The following is a 25,580-nucleotide window of genomic DNA, read 5'->3' as shown; positions in this document are numbered from 1 at the left end:
CTTGCTCCCGTGGTTATGATGCAGCCGCACTGTCGGCTTGCTTGCGCCTGCTGTCTGCCTGTGGCCCGTCTTCTTCTCGGATAGCTTGCCCGCAACCGGGCCCCGCTATCCAGCTTCTGCCGCCCGCTTGCGGGATGACCTGAATCCGGGTGCCGATCCGCTCCTTGAGTGCCGGTACATGCGAGATAACCCCGATCAGTTTGCCATCCTGCTGCAGTCCGGCTAGCGTTTCCAGCGCGGTGTCCAGGGCGTCATCATCCAGGGTGCCGAAGCCTTCATCGAGGAACAGCGAATCCACCCGGATATTTTTGCTGGCCATGTGGGACAGCCCCAGCGCCAGCGCCAGGCTGACGATAAAGCTTTCGCCACCGGACAGATTCTTGGTGGTCCGGATTTCGCCTGCCTGGTAGTTGTCGATCACATTCAGCTCCAGCGGTTGGGTGTCGTCGCGGATCAATAAATAGCGATCGGTCATTTTCTGCAACTGGCGGTTGGCGTGGCCGACCATCATTTCAAAGGTCAGCCCCTGGGCAAAATTGCGGTATTTCTTGCCGTCGGCGGAGCCGATCAGCTCGTGCAGCAGCGTCCAGCGCGTGCATTCGCGTTGCTGGGCCTCGATGGCTTGCAGGCGCGCCTGCTGCTGTTGCTGCAGGGTGTCATTGTCCTTGAGCTGCTGCCGGATAGCGCCGATTTCCTGCTGCAACGCCCGTTGGGCGGCAGTCAGCGTTGTCACGGCCTGTTTGAGGTGATCCAGGGGCTCTGCGGTGAGCTGCCTTTGCTGCTCGGCCTTCAGGATCTGGGTTTTTTCTTGTTCCTTCGAGCTGATTTCGGTGTTTTCATCCGACAGCTTCTGGGCCTGCTGGGCCAGCTGCCTGCGTTCGCTTTCGGGCAGACAGGCGGAACGGTAATGGTCCTCGCCGCTAAATCCGGCCAATTTCAGCTGCGCCTGGAAAGCCTCGGCGGCTGATTCCAGTTGTATTCCCCGGTTGCGAAGCGCTGTCTCCAGTTCCTCGATTTTGGCCTTCAGTTGGCTGAGCGCCTGCTGGGCTGCGGATAATTTCTGGCGAGCGCTATCCAGTCCCCTGTCGGCGGATTCAACCGCATCGGCCAGACGCTGCTCTTCCTCACTGGTTTTGTTGTCCCCAAGCAGCGCCTGCCGTTCATGCTGAAGGGTCTCCTGATCACGCAGCAGTTCAGCCAGCAGCGCCTGTTGTTTGTTGATTTCCTGGCCGGTCTTGAGGATCTGCTCAGCCCGGTGGTCCAGCTGTATTTTGAGGGTGATGATTTTTTGTTCGAGCTCGGCTTTTTGCTTGTTTCTGCTGAGCCACTGCTCACGCCGCAGGGCTAGTTGCGCCAAGACCGCATCGATGGTTTCGGCAGAGAGTGCAGTCATCCCGTAGCGGTTGATCTCTTGCTGCAGTCCATCCAGCGATGCTTGCTGCTGGGTCTGGTATGCTGCTGCTTCCTTTGCGAGCCGCTGCTGTAATTGCTCGGCAAACTCTTGCTTGTGCGCGGCCGCCAGAGCTTCACGCTCTTGTTTCACCACAGCCTTCCTGGCTTTCTCGACGGCAGCGCGCAGTTTGGCCAATTCCGTTTCGATGGCATCGGCTGCTTCCAATATGCCGGTCGCCTGGGCAAGCTGACGGCCATTCTCTGCCTGAAGCTGCTTGAGCTTCTCTGCCAGTCCGGGATCGCTGGCTGCCAGTTTCGGGCCGCTATCCAATGCGGTGCAGTGGTCATGTATCACTTGGCTGGCTTCACGCATTTTTACGGCGTGTTCCTGCTGGGCGCAGGCCGTTTGCTCGAGATCCTTGTCCACCTGCGCCAGCCTGATCCTTGAGCCGGAGATCTCCTCCGTTCCCGCCTTGAGTTCGCTTCTTGCCGCGGCGAGACGTTGCTGGGTCTCATCCGGGAGGGGCACATTGCCTTCGGCAAACGGGTGCTCCCGGGCGCCACACAGCGGGCAGGGCTCGCCATCTCGCAGCTGGCTGCGGGCTTGTTCGAGCGCCTCGATGCGTTGGAGCAGTGTCAGCTGGGTTTCAAGCAGCCCCACTTCCTTTTCAAGCGCGGCCTGCTTTTCGCTTTGGTGCGCGAGCATCTGCTTCAGGGCTGCGGCCTCCTGTTTGAGCGCGGCTTGCCGGTTGTCAAGCTGGCTGCTGGCCTGCTTCGATTTCTCCACGGATTCGGCAGCCGCAAGCGTTTTGCCGATCAGGTCTTGTTGCGCTGTCAGTGCCGACTGGTGCTTCCGCCATGCGGCGACCGCCTGTCCGTCCAGGATTTTCAGAAGCGCGGATTGCTTTCCAGCCAGTGCCGCCTGGCTTTCCTGCAACGCGCGTTGTGCCGTGTCGAGGCCGCGCGTCTGTGCCTGCCAGATAGTTATGGCTTCCTTGCGCTGGGCTTGCGCCTGGGTTGCCTCCTGCTGTTTGCTCGCCAGCTGCCCGGAAAGCGCTTTCAACGCATCGAACCGGCTGCGCAACCCGGCGAGATGCTCCACCAGCTTTTCATCCGCCTGGGATGCCGTGAGCAGGCTCTGCAGCGCTTCGCAGGCCTTGCGCTGATCGTGCAGCGCCTGTGCATCGCCGGCCTGCTTTGCCCGAAGGGTTTCAAGAACGGACACAAGCGCCGTGATGGACTCACGCGCTGCTTTGATGGGGGCATTTTTCTCGGTGATTTTCAGATCCAGCTCGCGCACCTTGCGGATGACGGGCAGCGCCGCTTGCTGGGCCGCTTTTCTGGCCGAGAGTTGTTCAGCAGCGGTTTTCATGGCCGCTTCCGCCAGCCCGGCGGCCGTGGTGTGGCCGGCCAGGGCTTGCTGGCATTCACCGAGCAAGGCCTGGTCTGCGTTTTGTGCCTTGCGGGTGGCAGTCAATGCCGCATGCTCGGCGGAAAGTTCGAGTGCCTGGTTGGCCAGCCGCAGCCGTTCCTGTTGGGACGCAAAGGCTTCAACCCTGGCCTGCCATGCGGTCCTGGCCTGGCCAAGCACCTTCAACTCGGCTTGCAGGCGGTCCATGCCTTCGATCCATGCGACGGCCTGGGTTTTTTGGTGAAGCTGCTGTGTGAGTGCCGCCTCCTGCTGACCCTTCTGCTCCAGGCTGGCTGCCAGTTGCTGTGCCATTTCCGGAGCCAGCGGCTGCATGCCCGCCAGCTCGGCCCGCAATCTGTCGAGCTGTTTGTGTTCCTCGGCGCGGCGCTCGTGAACGCGCATGGAGATTTGGCTGTAGATCTCGGTGCCGGTGATCTGTTCCAGGATCGGCGCGCGCTCGTCGGGCGCCGCTTGCAGGAAGGCGGCGAAGCCGCCCTGGGCCAGCAGCATGGAACGGGTGAAACGCTCAAAATCCATGCCGATGGCGGCCTCGATCTGTTCGGCCACGCCTCTGAGCTTGGTCTCGAAAATCTCACCCGAATCGGCATTGGCCAGCTCGTGCCTCGGTACCTGCAGTTCCCCGTTCGGCTTTTTCCTGGCCCGGCGCTGGCTCCAATGTGAGCGGAAACGCCCGGTCTGCGTTTCAAACGTCACCTCGGCAAAGCATTCGCCAGTCTGGCGGGACATGATCTCGTTCGTGCCTTTGTTGATCTTGTTGAGGCGGGGCGTGCGGCCGTAGAGGGCGAGGCAGATGGCATCGAGGAGGGTTGTTTTCCCAGCCCCGGTTGGCCCGGTGATGGCGAAAATACCATCGGCGGCATAAGCCGGGTGTGTCAGGTCGATCGTCCATTCGCCGGCCAGCGAATTCAGGTTCCTGAAGCGTATTTGCAGTATTCTCATCGGGCGCCTTGCTATTCCGCCTGCCTATCGTCTTCGCCGAGCGAGGCAAGTATCTCCTGATGGGCATGCAGCAATGCCGGCCACTGCGCTGGGGGCACCTGATGGGCAGCCAGGCAGCGTTCGAATACCTCGTTCGTGCTCAGATCATCGAGCGTTTGCTGGTCATGCATCTGCCCCAGCACGCGCTCGATGATGCGGTTGTTTTTCACCCGCAGAATTTCCATGCCGGTGCCGTCGATGGCGGCATCCAGGCGCACGCGCAGATCGCCCATGACCTCCAGGCCTTGGTAAATAATTTCGAGCCACGTCCGGGAATCGGCGGCCGACAGTTCGAGAATGCGGCTTGAAATATCGGGCCAGTCTCCCTGGATGCGCTCGAGTTTCTGGAATACCGGGACATCGATCAGGCTGATTGCTGGGTGCCGGTGCGCAGACGGCGCGCATTCGGGCAGAGAGTGCGTGCCGCTCACCGCTTGCGCACCGGAGGGTGCCTGAAAATCCACGATCACGACGCTTTTCTGCTGAGTGGCTTCGTCAAACCCCATCGGCAGCGGCGAGCCGCTGTAACGCATGGTTTCGGAGCCCCCTACTTTTTGCGGCACATGCAGATGGCCGAGCGCCAAGTAATCGAAAGCGTCAGGAAAGATGCCAGCGGAAACATGGGCCAACGAGCCGATATAGAGCTCGCGCACCCCATCGCCATCGACGGTTTGTCCGCCAGCCGTGAACAGGTGGCCCATGGCCACGATCGGGATGGCGGCATTAATCTCGGCCCGTTTTTTCATGGCCACGGCAGCGACGGCGGCATAGTGGGCGCGGATGCCATCGATCAGCTTGCGTTCCTTGTCCTCGATCGTCTCGCCGGCTTCCGCCACGCGGATGTCCCGGTCGCGCAAATAGGGCACGGCGCAGACGATCAGTTCCGGCGCACCGTTCGCATCGGCGAGCACGCAGACTTCGTCCTCTGGATCCTCCGACGCATGGCCCACCACGTGAACATCGAGCGCCTTGAGCAATTCCCTGGGCGCATTGAGAAACGAGGGCGAATCATGATTGCCGGCGATGACCACCACATGCCGGCAGGATGAAGCAGCCATCCGGCACAGGAAGCGGTAATAGAGCGCCTGGGCGCGATGGCTCGGGGCGCTGGTGTCAAAAACATCGCCTGCCACCAGCAGGACATCGATTGCATGCTGCTGAATCGTCTCCACCAGCCAGGCCAGAAATGCCTCGAATTCTTCATACCGCTTTCTGCCATAGAGCGCGCGGCCGAGATGCCAATCGGAGGTGTGAAGGAGTTTCATTTATGAATATGTACTATTTTATATTTCTTCGTGGTGCATGCCATGCAATTCACATGCATTTGTCGGCAGTGTTTCTCGCGCGCAGGATATGCCATGAGCGCTATTTTACAGGGTTTGCTTGATCGGTACTTGCCGGCGTTTCTGCGAAGATGCGGGTGCCGGTGTTGCAAGTTCGCTTTTCAAGCCGTTCCTTTGCACGCCGCCGGTTGTTTTCGATTAGATCCTCATAGGTGGGGAGGGTATCCGCACTATACTTCTGCTCGATGATGCCCGGTATTGGTAACTTCAAAGACAGGCGCTTGGCATGACCCAGATGGTCCTGCGCAGCCCCGCTCATGCCTCCCGTTCGTCAAAATTCTTCTTGATTGCCACGTCCAGTTGTGCGGCATTGGGATTTTCCCGATCCATCTCCCACCGCGCGGGGTTGTCGATGATGTATTGCCGTATGCGGTTCAGTTCATCTTCGTTGCGGATGATGTGTTCCCAATAATTGCGCTGCCATAACCGGGCACCGGGCGTGCCGTGCATTTCGTTGATACGTTTTGTCATGGCCGATTTGAATGATCGCATGACTGTTGGAATCGATCCGGATATCGGCTGCCCGAATCGTTCCACCGTAGGGGCACGGCATGCCGTGCCCCTACCATCGATCACCACAATGCCATGGATGTGATTTGGCATAACAACCAATTCGTCGATCTCTATGCGTGGAAAATGGATGGGGATTGCATCCCAACATTGGCGCACGATATTCCCCACATCATTCATCTGCATTGCGCCATCGGCGATTTTGCCACACAGACAATGCCTGTTATGCGTGCAGAGGGTGACGAAATAGGCCCCATTCTGTGAATAATCGTAACCAGGCAGACGGATTGATCGGCGGTGATGCTTGCCTGGGTGGTATGTCATATTCCCAGTTCCTCAAAATCGAAATCCTCGCCCTCTTCTTCTTTTGGCGCCACGCTGACATAACGGCCGGGGGTAAGGCTCCAATCGATCAGATTGCCTGTATCCTCCGGGCCGCAGGACAGATTGGACACTGGCTCCAGCAGGCGGAATGGCACTTCTTTGTGGTGTTTGACGACGGTTTGTTTGCCGATCCAATTCAATGTAGGCATTCGTGTTTCCGAGTGTTTTTCTATTCTATTCTGGTGTTGGTGGTCTTTGGTCGAGGCCGATCCACTTGGCCCCGCGCCCCTTGCCCGTCGGCGCGATCAGCCCTTCGGTCTTCATCGCCCGCAGCACCAGCCGCACCATGTCGCGGCTGATACCGGGGCAGGCTTGTTCAATTTCCGAGATCGAGAACGGCAGGCTGCGCTTGAGGATTTCGGCTCGCACCCGGTTGCCCTTTGCCCCGCGTCCGCGTGTGAGGGTGCCTACCCGTTCCTCAAATTCCTTGTAGGCGCGCAGCAAGGCGCCCCAAAAGTAGTCGAGCCAGGGGGTACTGTCGTGAGCGGCCTCGTGCCAGCTCTTGGAGCTGGCTGCCAGCGTTTCGTAGTAGCTCTCTTTCGATTCCTCGAAGATGCGTTCCAGGCTGATGAAGCGGCCTACGGCATAGTCGAAGTGATAGAGCAGTTGCAGGGTGAGCAGTCGCGCCATGCGTCCGTTGCCGTCTGGGAAGGGATGGATACACAGGAAGTCGAGGATTGCCAGCGGTACGAGCACCAGTGGATCGGCCAGATGCTGATCCAGCGCGGCGCGGTAGCGTGCAACCAGGTCTGCTATCGCCATCGGTGTGAGATGCGCGGCGACGGGTCGGAAGCGGATGCGCAAGCGCCCGTCCGGATGCCGTTCGACGATGTCGTTGTTGGTGGCCTTCCAGTGACCCCCCGGTTGCGGCAGATAGCGGTACAGGATGCTGTGCAGCTGGCGCACCGTGCCCTCGGAGAAAGGCATCTGTTCGCCGTTTTCGTGAATCAAAGCCAGAGCGTCGCGATAGCCGGCAACTTCCTGCTCGGAACGGCTCTTGGGCGCGTCGTTCTTGAGCACCAGCGATTTCAGTCGGCTTGTGGGAACGACAACGCCTTCGAGACGGTTGGATGACTCGGTCGAATCGATTACGGCAACCTGCCGCAGATCGCTCAGCACCTCGGGCGATTGGGCGACGTAAAGCCGCTGCTTGCCCCGGTATTCCCCGAGCGCGCGCAGGGTCGTCAGCTGCTGGGCGTCAAAGCGCAGTTTGGCGAGATAGTCGGGAGAGAGTGAGTGCATCGGTGCGGCGCGAGTCTGTAAATAGGGTAATCATAATCCATAATAGGGTATTGTGATACGCCGTTACCCCAATAACCTGTAAATTACCCCATTTGTGATCGTTTCCTGTCAACCCAGCTTTCGAGTCACTTGCAAACTGAAACGATGAAAACCTTGGTTTGCATCCTGACGGTGGCGAAGCACCGCCCTCGCCTTCCCGTATAGGAATCCGCTCTGAATCTATGGAGCCAGACGCAATAGATGCCAGTTTTCCATCAATAATCATGATTTTTACAAGCAAATGAGCCATGTTTTGGCTTTAGGGTGCTCCTAAAATAACGCTGCTATTGATTTGATCTTGTATCCCATGGCCCGGTAGCCTCGCTGGCGTTTGTCCCACATGCGGGCAAGCTGGAAAAGGACATATCCAGGGGATGGCGGCCGCCGCTGGAATGCCGAGTTCCAGGCAGGATTGTATGAAGGCCTTGGCATCCTCTCGCCAGTCGGCTTCGCCTCGCGCCTTGCATCTTTCTCGAATACGTAACAACGTATGCCCAAGTTATTCATTAACGAGCCCTAATAGGGCTTTGAGGTGGGCATTCTCCTTGCGCAGCCGCTGCAGTTCAAAGGGCTTTCTTGGCCTTGGCGATAGAAATATCCTGATTATGCATCACATCCGGACAAACCCAGCGGTCGATGGTGGTCTTGTACGGTTCGAGTACGTCTTTACCCAGGGCGAAGCGTGCATGGAGAAAAGCCTGATTGTTCTTGCTGGCGGTGTACAGATCCTGAATCAGGGCAAGCAGCGCAGGATGGTCGAACTCGGCAAGCTGGCGCTTGAGGTCGATCCAGGTCGGTTTTTTCTTGCTTGATTTTTTCATAAATTCTGCTAATCGCTCTTGATGGCTTGGAAGGCGGAGTTGTCGGCCAGATGCAGATTATCGGGAAAAATGCCCCGCTCAGTGTCGAACGCAATCGAGGTCAGTTCGTGGTAACCGTCATTCAGCAGCGCCGCTTTGATGACGGTTTCAAAGGTGGTTTCGGAGGTTTGTTTTATCCTGCTCCCTTCAGCCATGTCTTCAGTGAGTGCGTGGAGCGTCCGCGCCGGTCATTACTGGCTTGCCGTCCTGCCAGATCACGGCGTACTGGCCCAGACGTCGCTTTTTGTCCAGCGCCTTGGCAACGGCCTGTCGGAGCGTTTCCAATTGCTTTTGGCCTTCCGGAGAGGGCGCTATTTTTTTAGTGGTTTTCATCACTTTTTCAGTTTTGCCATATCAGCTTCAAATTGGATTGGCTTCTATAATCCAGATATAAAACATGGATATGTAATGGCCTGACTCAGATTGTCCTGCGCAGCCCCGCTTCGCTGTAAGTTTGGGTGTATTTTGTCAGATAAAGTCCTGCCGGTTTCACATCTCCAGTTTGAACAAACGGGTAAGGTTTACCATAGAGGTGGGCGGCATCTCGAGGCCTGTGCCGAGATCGGCCACGACTGACATATCCCAATTCATCGGGCCCCTTAGGTTCCCCGCTCATGCCTCCCACTCATCAAAATTCTTCTTGATTGCCACGTCCAGTTGTGCGGCATTGGGATTTTCCCGATCCATCTCCCACCGTGCGGGGTTGTCGATGATGTATTGCCGTATGCGGTTCAATTCATCTTCGTTGCGGATGATGTGTTCCCAATAATTGCGCTGCCATAACCGGGCACCGGGCACCGGGCGTGCCGTGCATTTCGTTGATATGTTTTGTCACGGCCGATTTGAATGATCGCATGACTGTTGGAATCGATCCAGATACCGGCTGCCCGAATTGTTCCACCGTAGGGGCACGGCATGCCGTGCCCCTACCATCGATCACCACAATGCCATGGATGTGATTTGGCATAACAACCAATTCGTCCATCTCTATGCGTGGAAAATGGATGGGGATTGCATCCCAACATTGGCGCACGATATTCCCCTCATCATTCATCTGCATTGCGCCATCGGCGATTTTGCCAAACAGACAATGCCTGTTATGCGTGCAGAGGGTGATGAAATAGGCCCCATTCCGTGAATAATCGTAACCAGGCAGACGGATTGATCGGCGGTGATGCTTGCCTGGGTGGTATGTCATATCCCCAGTTCCTCCTCAAAATAGAAATCCTCGTCCTCTGCTACTTGTCAACATGATTTAGCAGCCAACGCTGGCCTTTGCCGGTCAACCGATAGCGCTGAGTCGGGCTGCGCGGGGAATCAGGTTGCGTGCGCTCGATCCATTCGTCTCGCAGTGCCGGGTTGAGATAGTTATTCCGGAACGTGGGGCGGTGTGACAAACCCAAAGCCTGCATCAAATTGTTGCTGCCGAGCTCGCCGTTTCCAATCGCACGGATCAATGCCGCTACTTGGTCGCTTGCTTGATCACCTACTTGGTCGGTCAATACAGCCTCGTGTATGGCATCGCGCAATGCATTCAGCATGAATTCGATAAACGGCGTGGCATCTGCCTGCTGGTCGGCTGCCGCGAGTACCCGGTAATAATCCTTCTGCCGATCTCGAATCACAGTCTCCACTGGCAGGTAAGCCAGCAGCGGTTTCCAGTTCCGTAGAATCAGGGTTTGCCACAACCGCCCCATCCGCCCGTTGCCGTCGGCGAAGGGGTGAATGAATTCGAACTCGTAGTGAAAGACGCAACTGGCCACCAAGGGATGTTCGTGGGTAGTTGCAAGCCAATCAAGCAGCTCCGCCATCAGTTTGGGTACTCGATCAGCGGGTGGGGCCATATGCACCAATTGTTCTCCCTGAAAAATGCCGACCCCGCCGGATCGATAATGGCCCGTTTCATCCACCAACCCGCGCATCAGCAATTCGTGAGCCGCCAACAGATCCTCCTCAGCACTGGCGTCCCAATCCTTCATGGCTTCGTAGGTCGCAAAGGCGTTACGCACTTCCTGAATTTCGCGGGGGTGCCCCAATACCCGTTTGCCCTCAATCACGGCGGTTACCTGTTCAAGGGTGAGCGTATTGTTCTCGATGGCCAGCGAGGCCTGGATGGTGCGGATGCGGTTCTCCCGGCGCAGGCGCGGTGTCAGGTTCTGTTCGGCCAGCGCGGAGTAACGGCCGATGGTTTCGCTGATCTCGGCGATCAGATTCACAATCGTCGGAGTGATGGTGTAGGGCGGCTGGTAGGTGGGAGGCTTGATCATGGTGCTGCCACCTCTCCTTCCACATCAGCCGGGCATTTTGATTTGATGAAATCGAACATGGGACGGAAGACTTCGAAGCAGTCCGGGGTCAGGGTTGGCACTACTTCCTTGGCAAACCTTACTTTGTGCTTGTCACCTTTGAATTTGATAAGACCGCTCTTGTCATCGGTTCGAAACCAGCTGCCCAACCCGTCATTTCCCCAAAAAATATGCTCGACGCAAAAGTGCGGTTTGGGTCTGATTTTCTCAGTTGGATTGCTTTCGTCCCAAACCTGCTTCCTCAAATCGTTATCCGGAACCGGGAGCAGGAAGGTATGTGCATTCTTTCCTCCAAGTTTTCGACACAGCCCTAGGCTGATGTCGGTTATTTGGAACTCGCCTCCCAAATCACGCCAGTCGTTATAGGCATCATCAAAATCAAACAGGGCAAAAAATTGCTTATCGGGATAGGTAGCGAACACTTCATGGCGCGCAAGCAGTGTCCTGATAAATCCCCGGTCAAATGCATCCTGAATCAGAATTGAAATATCTTCGTCTGGATAAAGTTTTCGGTAGGCGGTATTCAATATGCTGACATCGGAAGGCCCTTCAACAAACAAAATGGGCCTCAGCGACGACCGAATGACATTGTCGATGAGGAGTTTGCTTTCGTCTTCCGAATATTGGATGAAACTGTCCGAGAGCTCATGGATAACTTCCTTCTTGGATCGTTTGAAACAGGAAACAGCAGAGTTTTCAATCTTGAACAGACTAATCGGCTGGTCATCAAGGCTGCATAGTGTTGCAGCGCTATGGCTGCTCATCAGTACATGGTTGTTTTTGGGGGTGGTGTCGGTGATTTCGAAGACCTGTTTGAGGAAGGCGAATTGCCATTCTGGGTGAAGGAAGGAGTCGGGCTCATCGAGCAGGGTGATGCAGTTGCGGTCCTTGAACAGCTCAACGATGGAGTAGATGTATACCGATTGGAACTGGCCGTCACTGAAATGTGCGATGGTGGCGTCCATGCCGCCGGTCAGTTGCAGGGGGATGGTGATCTCGGCCAGCATCCCCAGTGTCTTCAGGTTATCGAACTGGCGGAACAGTTCCTGGGGGCTGAAGTCGGCGAATTCCTGCCGGATTTTGGCGATATCGAAATAGAGGATGTAACGGTCGTCGGCAGAGAAATAGCCCTCGGAGCGTACCGGGCTGCCGGTGGTGGTGGTGTTGATGCAGCCATGGAGCCGGTCGAGAAAGGTTTTGGTGATCCCCTCCGGTTTCCAGTAGCGGTCGGTTTCGTCGTTGAATTCAATGTCAAAACGGGAATCGGCAGCATAGGCGGGACGTTCCAGCACCACCTTCGCTTCTGAGGCCACGGTTTCAATGCCGAGCTTCTGGCAGATGAATTGCCGGGCCTTGCAGGTGTCGGGTTGCATCAGCAGCACGGCCAGCAGTAGCTCCTTGTATTCCGGGCCGACGCCGATGAAATACCGGGCCTCGTTAAAATCGGCGCGTTTGATGCGTTTGCGGAAGGCCTCTTCATACTGCTCGACCAGCTTTGCCACTGTGTCGTTGTGGCCGGAGTAGTAGATCAGCACATTATTCGGTAGCGGCGTCTTACCGATTGTTTTTCGCTCTTTGCCGCCGATGGTCAGCTTTCCGGAGTTCCAGCCGATCTCGGTGGCCTTGCCATCGATCTCGAAGCCGATGCGGTAATTGAAATCGCAGGGGGCTTTGTAACGGTCGAACTCGACGATATGGCGGAAGATCTCGATGAGCGCCTCGAATAGATTGGATTTGCCGGTGCCGTTCTTGCCGACAAAGACATCGATAAAACTGCTGCCATCGAAGCTCAGGGAAAAGTCCCGAAGGTTCTTGTACTGGCCGATGTAGAGTGATGTCAGGCGCATGGCATCTCCTATACCTGAGCCATCGCGGCGTTGAGGAATTCGGTTTGTTTATCGGTGGCGGCGTCAATCTTTTTGTCGAGCGTGTTGCACAGGGCCATCAACTGGTCGATGCGGGCGACGATGCGGTGTTGTTCGGGCAGTGGAGGGATTGCAACAATTACTTGCTTCACTTTGTCTTGGGATATGTTCATTTGGCTATCTGCCATACCAGACTTCATTCTCTCGATTTGTTCAGCTCCATATCCGGTGTTTAAGGCAAGAGCACAATAATCTGGGGAAATCAGATCTCCATAAATCTTGAACCGTATGATTTTGTCGGAAAGCATTATTTTCGGGTGGACAGGTTTTGCGACGCAACAGATTCCTACACGATTCTTTGGGCCTGCGCGGGTAATCAGAATGTCGTTTTCTTCAACCTGGGTATCAGGCCGTGGGGCTAATTTTTCAGGAAGAGCCTTATTTTCGTAAGGCCAAAACTGTAAGGTTTGAACAGCGGTCGTTTTGAGGACACCCCATTCATTGTCTCTCGCTGGTTCACTTTCACATTTAGGACTCCAGCCAGCATCCATATTTAAGATTGTGTTCCCCAGCCTCACCCACTCCCACCCCTGCGGCAGTTCGTAGGGCACTTCCTCCGGCTTGATGGGCGGCAGGGGCTTACTGGATCCCCGCCTGCGCGGGGATGACGAAGAGGAGAGCCGCTGTTTTTCGGCTTCGATTTCTTTCAGCAGTTCGCTGGCGGGCGGGTCGTTGGGATCCTGGGGGACGAGGCGGCCCATGACGGCGAGTTGGAGGATGGCCTTGCGCAGTTCGGCGACGTTTTCCTTGACGGTGTAGAGTTCGCCGAAGTGCTGGGCGAGGAAGTCAAATGGCTCACACGAAGGCACGAAGGCGCGAAGGGCGGGGTCGAGCAGTTGTTTGATGGCGGCGGCGTGAACGGCCAGCCGTTTTTCCTCCCGCTGCTTGCGCAGTTTTTCCAGCGCATCGCAACGGGCCATCAATTGGTCGATGCGGGCGACGATGCGTTGTTGTTCGGGGATGGGAGGGAGCGCCAAGTATAAGTTCTGTAGTGCACCTTTATTCAAATTTTGAATTCCGATACCTTTGCCTTCTTTCTGAGTTTGTTTGCGATAGAGAGGAGTTTGGCAATAATGATGCAGAAAAGTAAAAGTTCTTTCGCAGCTTGCCCGTATTACCCCACAAAATGCTCCAAAAGTGCATTCCCGATCAGCGAAGAATGGAGCTGCTTTTCCTACAAGATGAGGAGAACCGCTCGACATGGCAATCAAGATATCACCTTGTTGTAGCCGTTGATAATCGCTTACCAACTCAACAGGGACATAAAGCGTCTCTAAAAAATTAATCGTTCCATTAATATTGTTTGCCCGAAGTAACTCTATGGTCCCAGGACTGCCCACATCACTGGCTTGGCTTTTTGAGTAGGTTACGCCACGAACTATTTCTGCTACCTCACCCAACCTCACCCACTCCCACCCCGGCGGCAGTTCGTAGGGCACTTCCTCCGGATTGATCGGCGGCAGGGGCTTAGGCTTTTTGATTTTGCCTGCCTTCACCAGCCGCTGTTTTTCGGCCTCGATCTCCTTCAACAGTTCCGAGGCATGCGGATCATTCGAGTCCTGCTCCACCAGCTTGCCCTGCATGGCGAGGGTCAATATCAATTCTCGCAACCGGGCAATGCCATCGGGCGCGGCAAAGGCGGTATCGAAGTGCTGTTCCAGCAGATTGCGGGTGGAGTCGGTCATGATTGGCCCCCGCGCTGAAAGCCTGGGAATAGTGCAGGCACTCCTTGTACAAATTGCGAAGAGAACTGTCCGGCCCATTGTCCAACAGCTTGTTGGATATTTACTTTCGGCGAACCTGGATACCCGTCCCCGCCTTCGCGGGGAGGGACCCTTTGTGCGCGGGTATGACGACTATTTTCAACCCTTCGCGTCTTCGCGTCTTCGCGTGAGAAATTGTTATTCATCGCTGCCCTCCGGGTTGCCGAACTCCGCTTCAAGCTCTTCTATCGACGGCAGACTCGGTTTCAGATTATCCGGCAGGGCGCGGGTCAGCTGGTATTCTGAAACGCCCATGGGTTTGTGAATATCGCTCAGCGCATACTCCACCACGACGCGATCCCGTGTTTTGCAGAGCAGAATACCGATGGTTGGCTCATCCCGGTCGCCGCGCAACTGCTCGTCCACGGCCTTTAGATAAAAATTCAGTTTCCCGGCATACTCCGGCTCAAACTCGCCGGTTTTGAGTTCTATGACGACATAGCAATGTAGCTTGGTGTGATAGAAGAGTAGGTCGAGGAAGAAATCCCGCTCGCCCACCTGTAAACCTTTCTGTCGCCCCACATAGGCGAAACCGGCCCCCAGCTCCAGCAGGAATTTGGTGATATGGTCGGTCAGCGCCTTTTCCAGTTCCCGTTCGTTGTACGCTTTTGTCAGCGTCAGAAAATCAAAATTGTACGGATCTTTAATCAACTGCTGCGCCAAGTCCGACTGCGGAGCCGGAAGTGTTGCTGCAAAATTGGTGACCGCCTTTCCCTCGCGCTCGTACAGGCTACTCTCCATCTGATGAATCAATACGTTCCGGCTCCAATTGTGCTCAATGGTTTGATTCACGTAGTAGAGCGCTTCGGTGACATCCTTGCATTTGGAGACAATCACCACATTGTGCCACCACGGGATCGATACCAATTTGGTCACGAGGTGTGATTGAATTAAATTGTCGGCTAATTGCGTAGCAGGCTGCTTCGCAATTGTGCCACAGCCTGTTGCGCAATTTGTAATCCCCTCGGCATAAAACAGATACCAGCGACGAATCTGTTCAAGATTCCGTAGTGAAAACCCCTTCATGTCCGGAAATTCCGCCATCAGATCGACGCTCAACTGCTTCAGGAACCCGCTGCCCCATCGGGCTGTTTGCTGGCGCTCCACGATGTCCGCGCCCAGCTCCCAATAGAAGGTCAGCAAGGCGCTATTCACCTGCACCGCCGCCTTTACCTGCGCCTGCCGCAACCGCTGTTTAATCTCCTTCAGCCAGTCGCGGTATTCAACCGTTGTCAAATGCAGGTCGCTCATGCCTTGCCGCCCAGGCAGGCCATCAACTCGGCCTTCAAGGCGGCCTGCGCCGCTTCGAGCTGGTGGACGATCTGCTGGTATTCGGCCATCAGTTCCTCCGGATCGCGGTGGTTGACCGCCACCTCGTGGGGGTTCTTGCAGTCCAGGTTGTAGTTGCGCTCAGCCAAGGAACTGGCCAGGACCTTCCAGGCCTGCTCGGTGATCTTGCGGCCGGTACGTTCGGCGCCGCCCCACCAACTCTTTTCGAGGTCGAACTCGGCGATAGTCAGGGGCTTGGAGCGGGAGTAGGACTTGTACCCGTCTGGATAGGGGTGTTCGAAGAACCAGACCTCCTTGGTCGGCCCGCCCTTTTCGAAAAAGAGGATGTTGGTGGCGATGCTGGTGTAGGGGCTGAACACGCCCTTGGGCAGGCGCACGATGGTGTGCAGGTTGAACTCCTCCAGCAGTTCGCGCTTGAGCGTTGTTTTGACGCCTTCACCAAAGAGAAAGCCGTCGGGCAGCACCACGGCCGCCTTGCCGGTGTCGTGTTTGAGCAGATGCATGATCAGCGCCATGAAGAGATCGGCGGTCTCGCGGGTCTGGTATTTCTTGAGGAAGTTTGATTCGATCCCGTCCTCTTCCATGCCGCCGAAGGGCGGGTTGGTGATGATCAGGTCCACCCTATCTTTTGGTGTGTAGCTTTGAAGTTGCTTCGCCAGGGTATTGTCGTGGCGGACGTTGGTGGGCATATCGATGCCGTGCAGCATCATGTTGGTCATGGCCAGCATGTGCGGCAGCGGTTTCTTCTCCACGCCGTAAATAGATTCCTGCAGGCGCTTGCGGTCGTCGGCGGTTTTGACCTGCTTGTTCAGGTGTTCGATGGCGCAGATGAGAAAGCCACCGGTGCCGCAGGCCGGGTCGAGAAGGGTTTGCCCGAGCTGCGGGTCGAGCATGTCGACCATGAACTGGGTGACGGCGCGGGGGGTGTAGTATTCGCCCGCGTTACCGGCCGATTGCAGGTCGGCGAGGATTTTCTCGTAGATGTCGTTGAACAGGTGACGGTCGCCGGACTTGTTGAAGTCCACATCCTCTTCGATGGTGTTGATCACCTGGCGCAGCAGGGTGCCGGATTTCATGTAGTTGTAGGCATCCTCGAACACCGAGCCGACCACTTTGCCATGGGGTGAAACACCGGCGGCGGTGGCCAGTTTCTTGAGCGCCGGGAAGAGGTCGTTGTTGACGAAGTCGATCAGTTCCTCACCGGTCATCCCCTCGGGGTTTTTGGCCCAGCTGGACCAGCGGAAACGGCTGGGCAGCGGCGATTGGTAGCCGGGCACGGTGAGCTGCCACTCCTGTTCCTTGTCGTCGAAGATTTTCAGGAAAATCAGCCAGACCATCTGGCTGATGCGCTGGGCGTCGCCATCGACGCCGACATCCTTGCGCATGATGTCCTGAATGGTTTTGATGAGGGTGGTGAGGGACATATTTTCGATTTTCTCCTTCGTCATTCCCGCGCAGGCGGGAATCCAGAAATTTCAAAGTAATTTTTCGTACAAATCGTTCCAACCTGGGTTTTGTTCTTCGATCAGGCGCAGTTTCCAGGCCCGGTTCCATTTCTTGATCTGCTTTTCGCGGGTGATTGCAGAAATCATGTCTTCATGGTGTTCGAAGTAGACCAGGCGATGCACTGCATATTTGTTTGTAAAGTCTTTCGTCTGATCGTTTTTGTGTTCCCATATCCGTTTGATGAGGTCGCTGGTTACCCCGGTATAAAGGGTGCCGTTTCTTTGGCTTGCGAGGATGTAGACGCAGGGCTGTTTCATTTCACGCACCTGGATTCCCGTCCCCGCCTTCGCGAGGAGGGGCCCTTTGTACGCGGGAATGACGATCGGAAAGGTAAAGCGCATTCTCCAGTTCATGCACCGCTTGCTGGTACTGATCCAGTCCTCCAAATGTGCGGATAATTTCCAGCGGCGTGCCGAATTTGGTAAAAGGGGCAATGGTGAGAATTTGCGTTTCTTCGATGTGGACCATGCCTTCATCGGCGTACTTGTCGAGTAGGGCTTCCAGCACCCGGCGGGCCTGTTCGCCATACTGGGTGAAGTAGTTGCGCTTTTTGACCTGTTCGGCCCGTTCCTTGCGGGTGAGGGGTGGCATATCCCAGGCGACATGACAGACCAGGTCGAAGGGATCAAATGTCTTGCCGGATTGTCGCCCGATCTCCTCGGCGAGGGCCTCGAAGAATACCCCCTGTTCCGCTAGTTCGTCGATGATGGCCTGCTTTTTCTCGGCGTGGTGCCAACGCTGCAGGAAATCGTCGAGTGAGGCGTATTCCTTGGCCAGGGCCTTGCGGGTGTAATCCTTGAGGGATTCGGTGATCAGTTTTCCGCTTGCATCAAAGTACTGGACCCGCTCGGCGGCGACCCTGACTTCGACATTGGCCACCACATAGCGGCGCACACTGCTGTTTTCCTCTTCCGGATCGCGCTCATGGATGCCTATCCACTCCCGGTCTTCGTTGTGTTCCGAATAGATGATGCCATTTCCGTCTTCACTCTCGCCTGAAGCATCCGGTGGCACCGGTGAATCTCCCCCTTTGGGCGTATAGATCTGCACCGGATCACCGTCGAAATCGGGATTGGCGAACTGCTCGGTAGCTTTCTTGAAATCAATGATGGTGAAGTAATATTTGCCGTAATCTTCATTGATGCGGGTGCCACGCCCGATGATTTGCTTGAATTCGGTCATGGACTGGATGTGCTGGTCGAGTACGATCAGCTTGCAGGTCTGGGCATCGACGCCGGTGGTCATCAGTTTGGAGGTGGTGGCGATGACTGGGTATTTGCTCTCGGGGAAGATGAAGTTGTCGAGTTCGGCCTTGCCTTCCTCGTTGTCACCCGTGATGCGCATGACGTATTTGCTATTCTGCGCCACCAGATCGGCGTTTTCATTGACCAGCGCTTGCCGCATCCGCTCGGCATGGTCGATGTTTTCACAGAAGACAATGGTTTTGTCGAAGCGGTTGGTTTGTCTGAGAAACTCGCTGATCTTCTTTGCCACCAGTTGGGTGCGCGGCTCAAGTATCAGGGTCTTGTCGAAATCCTTCTGGTTGTAGATGCGGTCTGCAATCTCGTTGCCGTACTTGTCGACCATTCCTTTGTCTGGCCGCCAACCGGTCACGTCTTTGTCGAGGTCGATGCGCACCACCTTGTAGGGGGCCAGAAAGCCGTCGTCGATTCCTTGCCGGAGGGAGTAGGTGTAGAGGGGATCGCCGAAATAATCGATGTTGGAGACTGCTTTGGTTTCCTTGGGCGTGGCGGTTAGGCCGATCTGAGTGGCTGAGGAAAAGTATTCGAGTATCTCTCGCCAGGCAGAGTCGGCAGCGGCGCTGCCCCGGTGACATTCATCGATGACGATAAGGTCGAAAAAATCCGGGCTGAATTGTTTGTATATGTTTTTTTCTTCCTCGCTGCCGGTTACTGCCTGATAGAGCGAAAGATAAATCTCGTAGGATTTGTTGGCCTGCCGATTCTGTATTTTGGTCATGGCCGAACCGAACGGTTTAAAGTCGTTGGTCATGGTCTGATCGATCAGGATGTTGCGGTCGGCGAGAAACAGGATGCGTTTTTTCGCTTTTGACTTCCAGAGCCGCCAGATGATCTGAAAGGCGGTGAAGGTCTTGCCGGTGCCAGTCGCCATGACTAGCAGAATGCGGTTTTGGCTGCGAGCGATTGCCTCGATGGTTTTGTTGATGGCTAGCAGCTGGTAATAGCGCGGGGTCTTGTCGCTGCCGTCGCTGTAATAATCCTGAGTAACCAGCGTATTCTGCTGGTCGTTTAGTCCCCGATGCTGCACCCACCATTGCCACAGCGTTTCCGCAGCGGGAAATTCATGGAGGGCAAACTCACGCTCTATGATGCCGTCCGGAGCGATCTTATTGTGAAACAGGAAACCATCGCCGTTGGAGCTGAATACAAATGGGACTTGCAGCATCTCGGCATAGCCCAGTGCTTGCTGCATGCCATCGCCGATGCTGTGGTTGTTGTCCTTGGCTTCGATAAGGGCAATTGGGATGTTCGGCTTGAAGAACAGCACGTAATCGACGCGCTTGTGCTTGGCTCGGGCATGGAGCTTGCCGCGAACGATGATGCGCCCCTTGGTGAGAGGGAACTCCTCTCTGACTTGAGTTATGACATCCCAGCCCGCCTGCTCCAGGGCGGGTGTAATGAACTTGGTGCAGATATCGCGCTCGGAGAGTTGCTTCTTGTTCGTCAAATCAGTTTTCCCTGTTCTTTCATTTGTGCACAAAACTGCCAAAACTGACGCTGCGCCAGTTTCGATGGTACTGTCTTGCCGTTTTCCCAGCGGTTGACGGTGGCGAAGCTCACGCCGAGGGCGTGAGCCAGTTCTTCCTGGGAGAGCGCCAGCTGCCGCCGGACGGCCTTGACTGTTTCCGGGAAGTTTTCGGGTTGGCGGATCATGGCCATTGGGAATCTCCTGCTGATTGGACCAGGCGGCGCACCATGCCTTCCCGCATCTGGCCGTCCGGGGCTTGGAGGCCGACCCGGTCACCCTGGGTGAAGCGGGTTATCAGCGTGGTGGCGCGGACCTGGGATATGAGCTTAAGCCGCTCGACGTTCAGCCGGTTGAGAAAGAGAAGATCCTCTTCGTTCAATCGCTTGATCACCCCGACGGTGGGGACGCGACCGACAATTTGGACGCTGCCGGGTCTCATGATTGCGCCTCGTTTTTCAGCGCCTTGAGCAGCGGCAGCAGTTCCGGCACATCATCCTGGATGATGCTCCAAAGGGTGGCATCGAAGGCCGCCAGCACATCGGCATCGCTGCCGCTGCTCGCCGTGTCACGGGCGATGGGACCGAACAAGGCCAGCCAGGTTGCGCCGAAACGGGCCTGCAACTTGGGTTTGCTGCGGCGCAGCAGGTCAAGGACACGTTGTCTGTTCATCGCTCAGCCTCCAAAGGCAGTTTATCTTCCGGTCTTTCTCGCATTCAAAACTACCCGACAATATAGCATCTGCTATGCGGTGTGCAACTCAAAATTTGAGGGAGTGTCGATAGTTTTGAAACCGCTCTGGTATTGGTGGTGGGATGGTACCCCGCATCAAATGACGATTGAAAGTACGCGATACCGGCGTTCTGGCAAGTTACGGAGTCCTGCGTACTGGTGCGAAAAGCGGGGGCTGACAGACCAAGTCTGCGGACATTCGAGCAGGTTTTCCGCCTTGATTAATGGCCGGAATGGCTGCTCAACCTCGTCTGCTTTCCGATGTCAGTTCAATTCCCTAAACGGGAATCGAACCCGCGTCCGTCAGGCCAGTTAGTCGCACCCCATCTTGAGCGCCTGTGCTTGCTCGAACAGCATCATGGGAGGAAGCATAAATGAAACAAACAAAAATTCGCAATATCCAAAACGAGCGCGGTGTTGTTGGGCGGGTAAGCAAAAGCACACCCATTACGGGGTGGCGGAGACAGCCGGGCGGCGAATAACTTGCGCGTGCGGAGATTGCGGGCCATAATCTCCGCATGAATAGCGGCGATTACAAATATATCTGGCAGGCCAGCGACTGGACGAACTGGCGTTTCGATCTGGCGGCGTTGGCTAGGAGGCTGTCCGAGAATAGCGATCGTAGCGAGGGCGAAGCTGGCTGAGCGGGATTTTTCGATCATTTGAGGCGAATAGCTGTTCTATTCAACGAAAAGGATCGGAAAATCCCGCTCAGGCAGGTTCGTCCGCAGTAGATCGGTCTATTCTCGGACAGCCTCCTAGGCCCATGGCTGAGGTCAGTCGCACCCAGGGGCTTTTGATGGGCCGCCTGGCCGACGTGGGCATGGCCCTGCGCGATCAGGCGAGCCTGGCGGCACTGACCGAGGACGTGGTCAAGACTAGCGAGATCGAGGGTGAGCAGCTCAACGTCGAATCCGTGCGCTCGTCCATCGCCTGTAGGCTGGGTGTGGACATAGGCGCCCTGGCGCCGGTCGATCGCCACGTCGAGGGCGTGGTTGAGATGGTGTTCGATGCCACTGCCAACTGTCTTGCGCCGGTGTCGCGGGAGCGGCTGTTCGGTTGGCATGCCGCGCTGTTTCCTGCTGGTTACTCTGGGCTCTCCAAGATCAAGGTTGGCGGCTGGCGCGACGATGCCACCGGCCCGATGCAGGTGGTGTCTGGCCCTATCGGCCGCCAGCGGGTGCATTTCGAGGCGCCGCCTGCCGATCGCTTGGAGGCCGAAGCCCGCTGCTTCCTCGGCTGGGTCAACGGCGCATCGAACGACCCGCCGCTGCTCAAGGCCGGGCTTGGCCACCTGTGGTTCGTCACCCTGCACCCGTTCGACGATGGCAATGGCCGTATCGCCCGGGCCATAGGCGATTTGCTGCTGGCGCGCGCCGATGGCAGCCCGCAACGTTTCTACAGCCTCTCGGCGCAGATTCAGCGCGAACGCAAGGCCTACTACGACATCCTGGAGCGGACCCAGAAGCGATCAATGGACGTCACCGAGTGGCTTGCTTGGTTTCTCGATACCCTCCATCGTGCCGTCGGTCAGGTGCAGCACACGCTCGATGCCGTACTGACCAAGGCGCGATTCTGGCAGTACTGGGCGACCACGCCACTGAACGAGCGACAGGTGAGGTTGCTGAACAAGCTGCTTGACGGCTTCGAAGGCAAGCTCATCACCAGCAAGTGGGCGGCCATCGCCAAGTGTTCGCCAGATACTGCTCTGCGCGACATCAACGATCTACTTGGGCGGGGTGTACTACGGAAAACGGATGCGGGTGGGCGTAGCACCAGCTATGAGCTGAATGATCTCCCTGAGCAGCTGCGCCTCCTAGAAGAACTCAGGATCTCGCATTTTATTTCTCATGATTACACTATCCAAGAGCGGCAACTACCTGATCTGCAGTTTGGTTGAGCTGACCAGCGTTGGGCAGAGAAGGTCCACCGAGGAGCGACATGAATGCTCATCGCCTTGGCGCAGGATGTTAGCAAGACTACTCCAATTAACGTCTGATCAGGGAGACCGGCCAGGAATATGACTACCCACAAATGGCAATTCACTTCCCGTTTCCGCCGTAATGCCTTCGGCTGGCGCTCCGATCTACCGATCAAGCGCATCAAGGAAGCGTTAACCGAGATCAAACAGGTCGCCCGCAAGGAGCCTGTGCTGGCGGCTGAGGGGGCCATCACCCTGCTGGAAAAACTCTCGCCAGCCCTGGAGCAGGTGGACAGCTCATCGGGTGCCCTGGGTTCGGCCGTCAACAAGGCCATCCAAACACTGGTGCCCATCATCGCCAAGGCCGATGTCGACGCATCCTTGCGCCAGCGCTGGCTCGAGCGCTTGTGGCAGGCGCTGCAGGACGACGAAGTGCCCTACATCGAACTGTTGGGTGACTACTGGGGCGAGTTGTGCGTGACGCCAGAGCTGGCATCGCACTGGGCCGATGAGTTCATGCCTGTCCTTGAAAGCGTGTGGAGCGCAAAGGCGTCTGATCACGGGTATTTCAAGGGCACCAGTGCCTGCCTGGCATCGATGTACGCCGCAGGCCGCCACCAGGAACTGCTGGCGCTGATCGACAAAGCGCCATTCAAGTGGTGGCATTACCAGCGCTGGGGCGTGAAAGCATTGTCGGCGATGGGCAGGAGGGCGGAGGCGATCCGCTACGCCGAGGAATCACGTAACCTCAATGACCCGGAGTGGCAGATTGCACAGGCCTGCGAGGCCATCCTGTTGTCCTCCGGCTTGGCCGACGAGGCCTACCGGCGCTATGCCTTGGAGGCGAATCGGGGCACAACGAACCTGGCGACCTTTCGTGCCATCGCCAAGAAGTATCCCGACAAGCAGCCGGAAGAGATCCTGCGTGACCTGGTGTCCAGTACACCCGGTGCCGAGGGCAAGTGGTTCGCCGCCGCCAAGGACGCGGGTCTGTTCGCCATGGCGGTTGAGCTGGCGGCATGCAGCCCAACCGATCCACGCACATTGACCCGCGCTGCCCGCGACTACGCTGAGAAGCAACCTGACTTCGCGCTCGCCGCCGGCCTGGCCGCGTTGCGCTGGATCTCCCTCGGCCATGGCTACGAAATTACCGGGGCCGATGTGCTCGATGCGTATTCGGCAGTCAGGCAGGCGGCAGCGGGCACAGGCATCCCCGTCCAGCATATCAACGAACAGATCCGGGACATGATCGCCAGCACTCAGCCCGGCAATTCGTTTCTGAAATCGATCCTCGCCCATCATCTGTCGGACTGACAGGGTCCGCTTTTCGCAGCAACCCCGGCAACGCGCGGGAGCCGGCCCGCTCAGGCAACAAAAAACCCCAACCGTTCTCGGTTGGGGTTTCGTTATTGGTGGAGGCGGCGGGAATTGAACCCGCGTCCGCAAGTCCTCTACAGACAGTTCTACATACTTAGCCGAATTGTTTAGTTTGACTTACCACACGCCAACCGGCAGGCTGGTGGCAAGCGAGTTACCTATCGTTTAGCGCTCTGCAAAGTAACCCTGCAAAACGCGATCCTCGTTAGTGACTCCACTGTCTGCTGCCAGACCCGGCGTTGAGGCCCACCGGTGTGGAGTTTAGCCGGATTAAGCGGCTAAAGCGTAGTTTTCGTCGTTTGCGACTATTTTTTTTCAGTGGTTTTACGAGGTTACTGATCCTCGGTATGCCCTGCTCTGCTTTGCAACCCACGTCGAAGCCGGATCGCCCCCCATGGAATTCTTAATTGCAGGTAAGAGTGGTGATTGATGCTAAAAGTTCAACTGCGGACATTCTAGCAGATTAAATGTAACGCAGCAGGTCTTCGGGCTGTTCGATCAGTTCGGCAGCACCCCAGGATTGCGGTGCGCTGTGGCTGCCAAGGTAACCATACAGGGCGACGATGGGTTTGATGCCGGCCGCGAGACTGGCTTGCACATCGCGCGCATCGTCACCCAGGTAGATGCAGCGGCTGGGCTGGGCGGCGATTTGCCGACAGGCGGTCAGCAACGGTTCGGGATGTGGCTTGCTGTGGGGGGTGTCGTCGCCGCTGATGACGCAGGCAGCGCGCTGATGCAGGCCAAGCAGCCGCATCAGCGGCTGGGTGAATCTGGCCGGCTTGTTGGTGACAATCCCCCATGGAATGCCTTTCTGTTCGAGTTGTGCGAGCAGCGCGGGAATGCCTGGAAACAGGCAGGTATCCTGGCATAGCTGTTCGGTGTAGAAGATCAGGAATTCCTCGCGCATCGCTGAATAATCCGGATCCTCCGGGGTGAGGTTGAAGCCGAGACGCAGGAGCGCGCGCGCACCGCCCGAGGCTTCGGTGCGGATTTGCTCGATGGGCAAGGGGGGCTGGTTGCGTGCGGTCCGCTGCCGGTTGAGCGCATGGCCCAGGTCAGGGGCGGTATCCGCAACCGTGCCATCGAAGTCAAACAGGATCGCTTCGATCATATCAGCGCTGCCAGCCGATGTGCATCAAGCCTGGAACGCCATGATGTAGTTGACACTGGTGTCGGCTTCCAGGGCATAGACTTTGGTTAACGGGTTGTAGGTCATGCCGATGATTTTGGTTTCCATCAGTCCTGCATTGCGCGCCATGAGTGCCAGTTCGGAGGGTTTGATGAATTTGGCGTATTCATGGGTGCCGCGCGGCAGTAGATTGAGCACGTATTCGGCGCCGATGATGGCAAATAAATAGGATTTTGGGTTGCGGTTCAGGGTCGAGAAGAAGACCCACCCTCCGGGTTTTGCCAGCCGCGAGCAGGAGTGAATGACACTGGCCGGGTCGGGCACATGTTCCAGCATTTCCATGCAGGTGACGATGTCGTAGTGATGGGGTTGTTCGGTTGCGAGCGCTTCGACCGTGATTTTCCGGTAGTCGACCTGATGACCGCTTTCCAGCAGGTGCAGTTTGGCGACTTTGAGTGCCTTGTCGCTCAGATCGATGCCGGTTACCTGGGCGCCATGTGCGGCCATCGATTCCGACAGGATGCCGCCGCCACACCCGACATCGACCACGGCTTTTCCTTTTAGTCCGGCCATTTCGTCGATAAAATTCAGCCGCAGCGGGTTGATTTCATGCAAGGGCTTGAATTCACTTTGGGGATCCCACCAGCGGTGTGCCAGTTGACTGAATTTTTCCAGTTCCAGCGGATCTGCATTGATGCCATCATTTTCCATACAATTTTTGCCT

General features: G+C 56.6%; 26 protein-coding genes and 1 other RNA gene. 3 read left to right on the top strand and 24 right to left on the bottom strand.

Annotation, left to right across the window (positions count from 1 at the left end):
• Positions 1 to 13: 13 nt before the first annotated feature.
• From BLV85_RS00935 to BLV85_RS15400, 21 genes are all read right to left on the bottom strand, one after another.
• Positions 14 to 3,763: an AAA family ATPase gene (locus BLV85_RS00935; RefSeq protein ID WP_090411158.1), complete on the bottom strand. Its 3,750-nt coding sequence runs from the start codon at positions 3,761 to 3,763 to the stop codon at positions 14 to 16.
• Between the two features lie 11 nt (positions 3,764 to 3,774).
• Entirely contained in the window at positions 3,775 to 5,067 is a 1,293-nt protein-coding gene (locus tag BLV85_RS00930; protein ID WP_090411156.1) for an exonuclease SbcCD subunit D C-terminal domain-containing protein, read from the bottom strand.
• A 100-nt stretch (positions 5,068 to 5,167) separates the two neighbouring features.
• A complete protein-coding gene (locus tag BLV85_RS00925) occupies positions 5,168 to 5,404 on the bottom strand; it encodes a restriction endonuclease subunit S domain-containing protein (RefSeq protein WP_090411154.1) in 237 nt (78 codons plus the stop codon).
• Entirely contained in the window at positions 5,401 to 5,979 is a 579-nt protein-coding gene (locus BLV85_RS00920) for a transposase (RefSeq protein WP_090411152.1), read from the bottom strand. Before BLV85_RS00920 ends, BLV85_RS00925 begins: the two co-directional genes overlap by 4 nt.
• On the bottom strand, positions 5,976 to 6,188 hold the full coding sequence (locus BLV85_RS00915; RefSeq protein WP_090411150.1) for a hypothetical protein: 213 nt from the start codon (positions 6,186 to 6,188) through the stop codon (positions 5,976 to 5,978). Before BLV85_RS00915 ends, BLV85_RS00920 begins: the two co-directional genes overlap by 4 nt.
• A gap of 25 nt (positions 6,189 to 6,213) precedes the next feature.
• On the bottom strand, positions 6,214 to 7,281 hold the full coding sequence (locus tag BLV85_RS00910) for a Fic family protein (protein WP_090411148.1): 1,068 nt from the start codon (positions 7,279 to 7,281) through the stop codon (positions 6,214 to 6,216).
• Between the two features lie 602 nt (positions 7,282 to 7,883).
• Positions 7,884 to 8,141 carry a hypothetical protein gene (locus tag BLV85_RS00900; protein ID WP_090411144.1) on the bottom strand — a complete coding sequence of 86 codons (258 nt, stop codon included), beginning with the start codon at positions 8,139 to 8,141 and terminating at the stop codon, positions 7,884 to 7,886.
• Positions 8,142 to 8,149: 8 nt separating this feature from the next.
• A complete protein-coding gene (locus BLV85_RS00895; protein ID WP_090411142.1) occupies positions 8,150 to 8,335 on the bottom strand; it encodes a hypothetical protein in 186 nt (61 codons plus the stop codon).
• Between the two features lie 4 nt (positions 8,336 to 8,339).
• On the bottom strand, positions 8,340 to 8,513 hold the full coding sequence (locus BLV85_RS15035; RefSeq protein ID WP_176973879.1) for a hypothetical protein: 174 nt from the start codon (positions 8,511 to 8,513) through the stop codon (positions 8,340 to 8,342).
• A 279-nt stretch (positions 8,514 to 8,792) separates the two neighbouring features.
• Positions 8,793 to 8,915, bottom strand: a complete 123-nt coding sequence (locus tag BLV85_RS15770) for a hypothetical protein (RefSeq protein WP_281245699.1) — start codon at positions 8,913 to 8,915, stop codon at positions 8,793 to 8,795.
• 1 nt (position 8,916) lies between these two features.
• Positions 8,917 to 9,378: a transposase gene (locus BLV85_RS00885; protein WP_218132748.1), complete on the bottom strand. Its 462-nt coding sequence runs from the start codon at positions 9,376 to 9,378 to the stop codon at positions 8,917 to 8,919.
• Between the two features lie 40 nt (positions 9,379 to 9,418).
• Entirely contained in the window at positions 9,419 to 10,447 is a 1,029-nt protein-coding gene (locus BLV85_RS00880; protein ID WP_090411140.1) for a Fic family protein, read from the bottom strand.
• Positions 10,444 to 12,333, bottom strand: a complete 1,890-nt coding sequence (locus BLV85_RS00875; RefSeq protein ID WP_090411138.1) for an ATP-dependent nuclease — start codon at positions 12,331 to 12,333, stop codon at positions 10,444 to 10,446. The genes BLV85_RS00880 and BLV85_RS00875 overlap by 4 nt, the downstream gene beginning before the upstream one ends.
• A gap of 8 nt (positions 12,334 to 12,341) precedes the next feature.
• A complete protein-coding gene (locus BLV85_RS00870) occupies positions 12,342 to 14,096 on the bottom strand; it encodes a restriction endonuclease subunit S (protein WP_090411136.1) in 1,755 nt (584 codons plus the stop codon).
• Between the two features lie 216 nt (positions 14,097 to 14,312).
• A complete protein-coding gene (locus tag BLV85_RS00865) occupies positions 14,313 to 15,425 on the bottom strand; it encodes a PDDEXK nuclease domain-containing protein (RefSeq protein ID WP_090411133.1) in 1,113 nt (370 codons plus the stop codon).
• Entirely contained in the window at positions 15,422 to 16,888 is a 1,467-nt protein-coding gene (locus BLV85_RS00860; protein ID WP_090411220.1) for a type I restriction-modification system subunit M, read from the bottom strand. The genes BLV85_RS00865 and BLV85_RS00860 overlap by 4 nt, the downstream gene beginning before the upstream one ends.
• A 51-nt stretch (positions 16,889 to 16,939) precedes the next feature.
• Positions 16,940 to 17,227 carry a GIY-YIG nuclease family protein gene (locus BLV85_RS00855; protein ID WP_090411131.1) on the bottom strand — a complete coding sequence of 96 codons (288 nt, stop codon included), beginning with the start codon at positions 17,225 to 17,227 and terminating at the stop codon, positions 16,940 to 16,942.
• A gap of 1 nt (position 17,228) precedes the next feature.
• Positions 17,229 to 19,679: an EcoAI/FtnUII family type I restriction enzme subunit R gene (hsdR, locus tag BLV85_RS00850; protein WP_090411129.1), complete on the bottom strand. Its 2,451-nt coding sequence runs from the start codon at positions 19,677 to 19,679 to the stop codon at positions 17,229 to 17,231.
• The gene (locus BLV85_RS00845) at positions 19,676 to 19,891 is read right to left on the bottom strand and encodes a helix-turn-helix domain-containing protein (protein WP_245725027.1); all 216 of its coding nucleotides are present in this window, start codon (positions 19,889 to 19,891) and stop codon (positions 19,676 to 19,678) included. Before BLV85_RS00845 ends, hsdR begins: the two co-directional genes overlap by 4 nt.
• Entirely contained in the window at positions 19,882 to 20,139 is a 258-nt protein-coding gene (locus BLV85_RS00840; protein ID WP_176973878.1) for a hypothetical protein, read from the bottom strand. Before BLV85_RS00840 ends, BLV85_RS00845 begins: the two co-directional genes overlap by 10 nt.
• A complete protein-coding gene (locus BLV85_RS15400) occupies positions 20,136 to 20,369 on the bottom strand; it encodes a nucleotidyltransferase family protein (RefSeq protein ID WP_090411127.1) in 234 nt (77 codons plus the stop codon). The genes BLV85_RS00840 and BLV85_RS15400 overlap by 4 nt, the downstream gene beginning before the upstream one ends.
• A gap of 578 nt (positions 20,370 to 20,947) precedes the next feature.
• On the opposite strand from BLV85_RS15400, the gene BLV85_RS15765 reads away from it, so the two are divergent.
• The 3 genes from BLV85_RS15765 to BLV85_RS00820 all read left to right on the top strand — a co-directional run bounded on the left by BLV85_RS15765 (position 20,948) and on the right by BLV85_RS00820 (position 23,664).
• The gene (locus BLV85_RS15765; protein ID WP_281245698.1) at positions 20,948 to 21,073 is read left to right on the top strand and encodes a DUF4172 domain-containing protein; all 126 of its coding nucleotides are present in this window, start codon (positions 20,948 to 20,950) and stop codon (positions 21,071 to 21,073) included.
• A 122-nt stretch (positions 21,074 to 21,195) separates the two neighbouring features.
• On the top strand, positions 21,196 to 22,329 hold the full coding sequence (locus tag BLV85_RS00825) for a Fic family protein (RefSeq protein ID WP_245725026.1): 1,134 nt from the start codon (positions 21,196 to 21,198) through the stop codon (positions 22,327 to 22,329).
• Positions 22,330 to 22,449: 120 nt separating this feature from the next.
• Positions 22,450 to 23,664, top strand: coding sequence for a hypothetical protein (locus BLV85_RS00820; protein ID WP_090411124.1), 1,215 nt, complete (start codon positions 22,450 to 22,452; stop codon positions 23,662 to 23,664).
• A gap of 96 nt (positions 23,665 to 23,760) precedes the next feature.
• Here the strand turns inward: BLV85_RS00820 and ssrA are convergent.
• From ssrA to ubiG, 3 genes are all read right to left on the bottom strand, one after another.
• Positions 23,761 to 24,120: a transfer-messenger RNA gene (gene ssrA, locus BLV85_RS00815) on the bottom strand.
• Between the two features lie 70 nt (positions 24,121 to 24,190).
• Entirely contained in the window at positions 24,191 to 24,838 is a 648-nt protein-coding gene (locus tag BLV85_RS00810; RefSeq protein WP_090411123.1) for an HAD family hydrolase, read from the bottom strand.
• Between the two features lie 24 nt (positions 24,839 to 24,862).
• Positions 24,863 to 25,567 carry a bifunctional 2-polyprenyl-6-hydroxyphenol methylase/3-demethylubiquinol 3-O-methyltransferase UbiG gene (gene ubiG, locus BLV85_RS00805; protein ID WP_090411121.1) on the bottom strand — a complete coding sequence of 235 codons (705 nt, stop codon included), beginning with the start codon at positions 25,565 to 25,567 and terminating at the stop codon, positions 24,863 to 24,865.
• Positions 25,568 to 25,580: the final 13 nt, after the last annotated feature.

Source organism: Nitrosomonas halophila (assembly GCF_900107165.1).
Classification (GTDB): Bacteria; Pseudomonadota; Gammaproteobacteria; order Burkholderiales; family Nitrosomonadaceae; genus Nitrosomonas; species Nitrosomonas halophila.
This window is presented reverse-complemented; position numbering and strand designations above follow the sequence as displayed.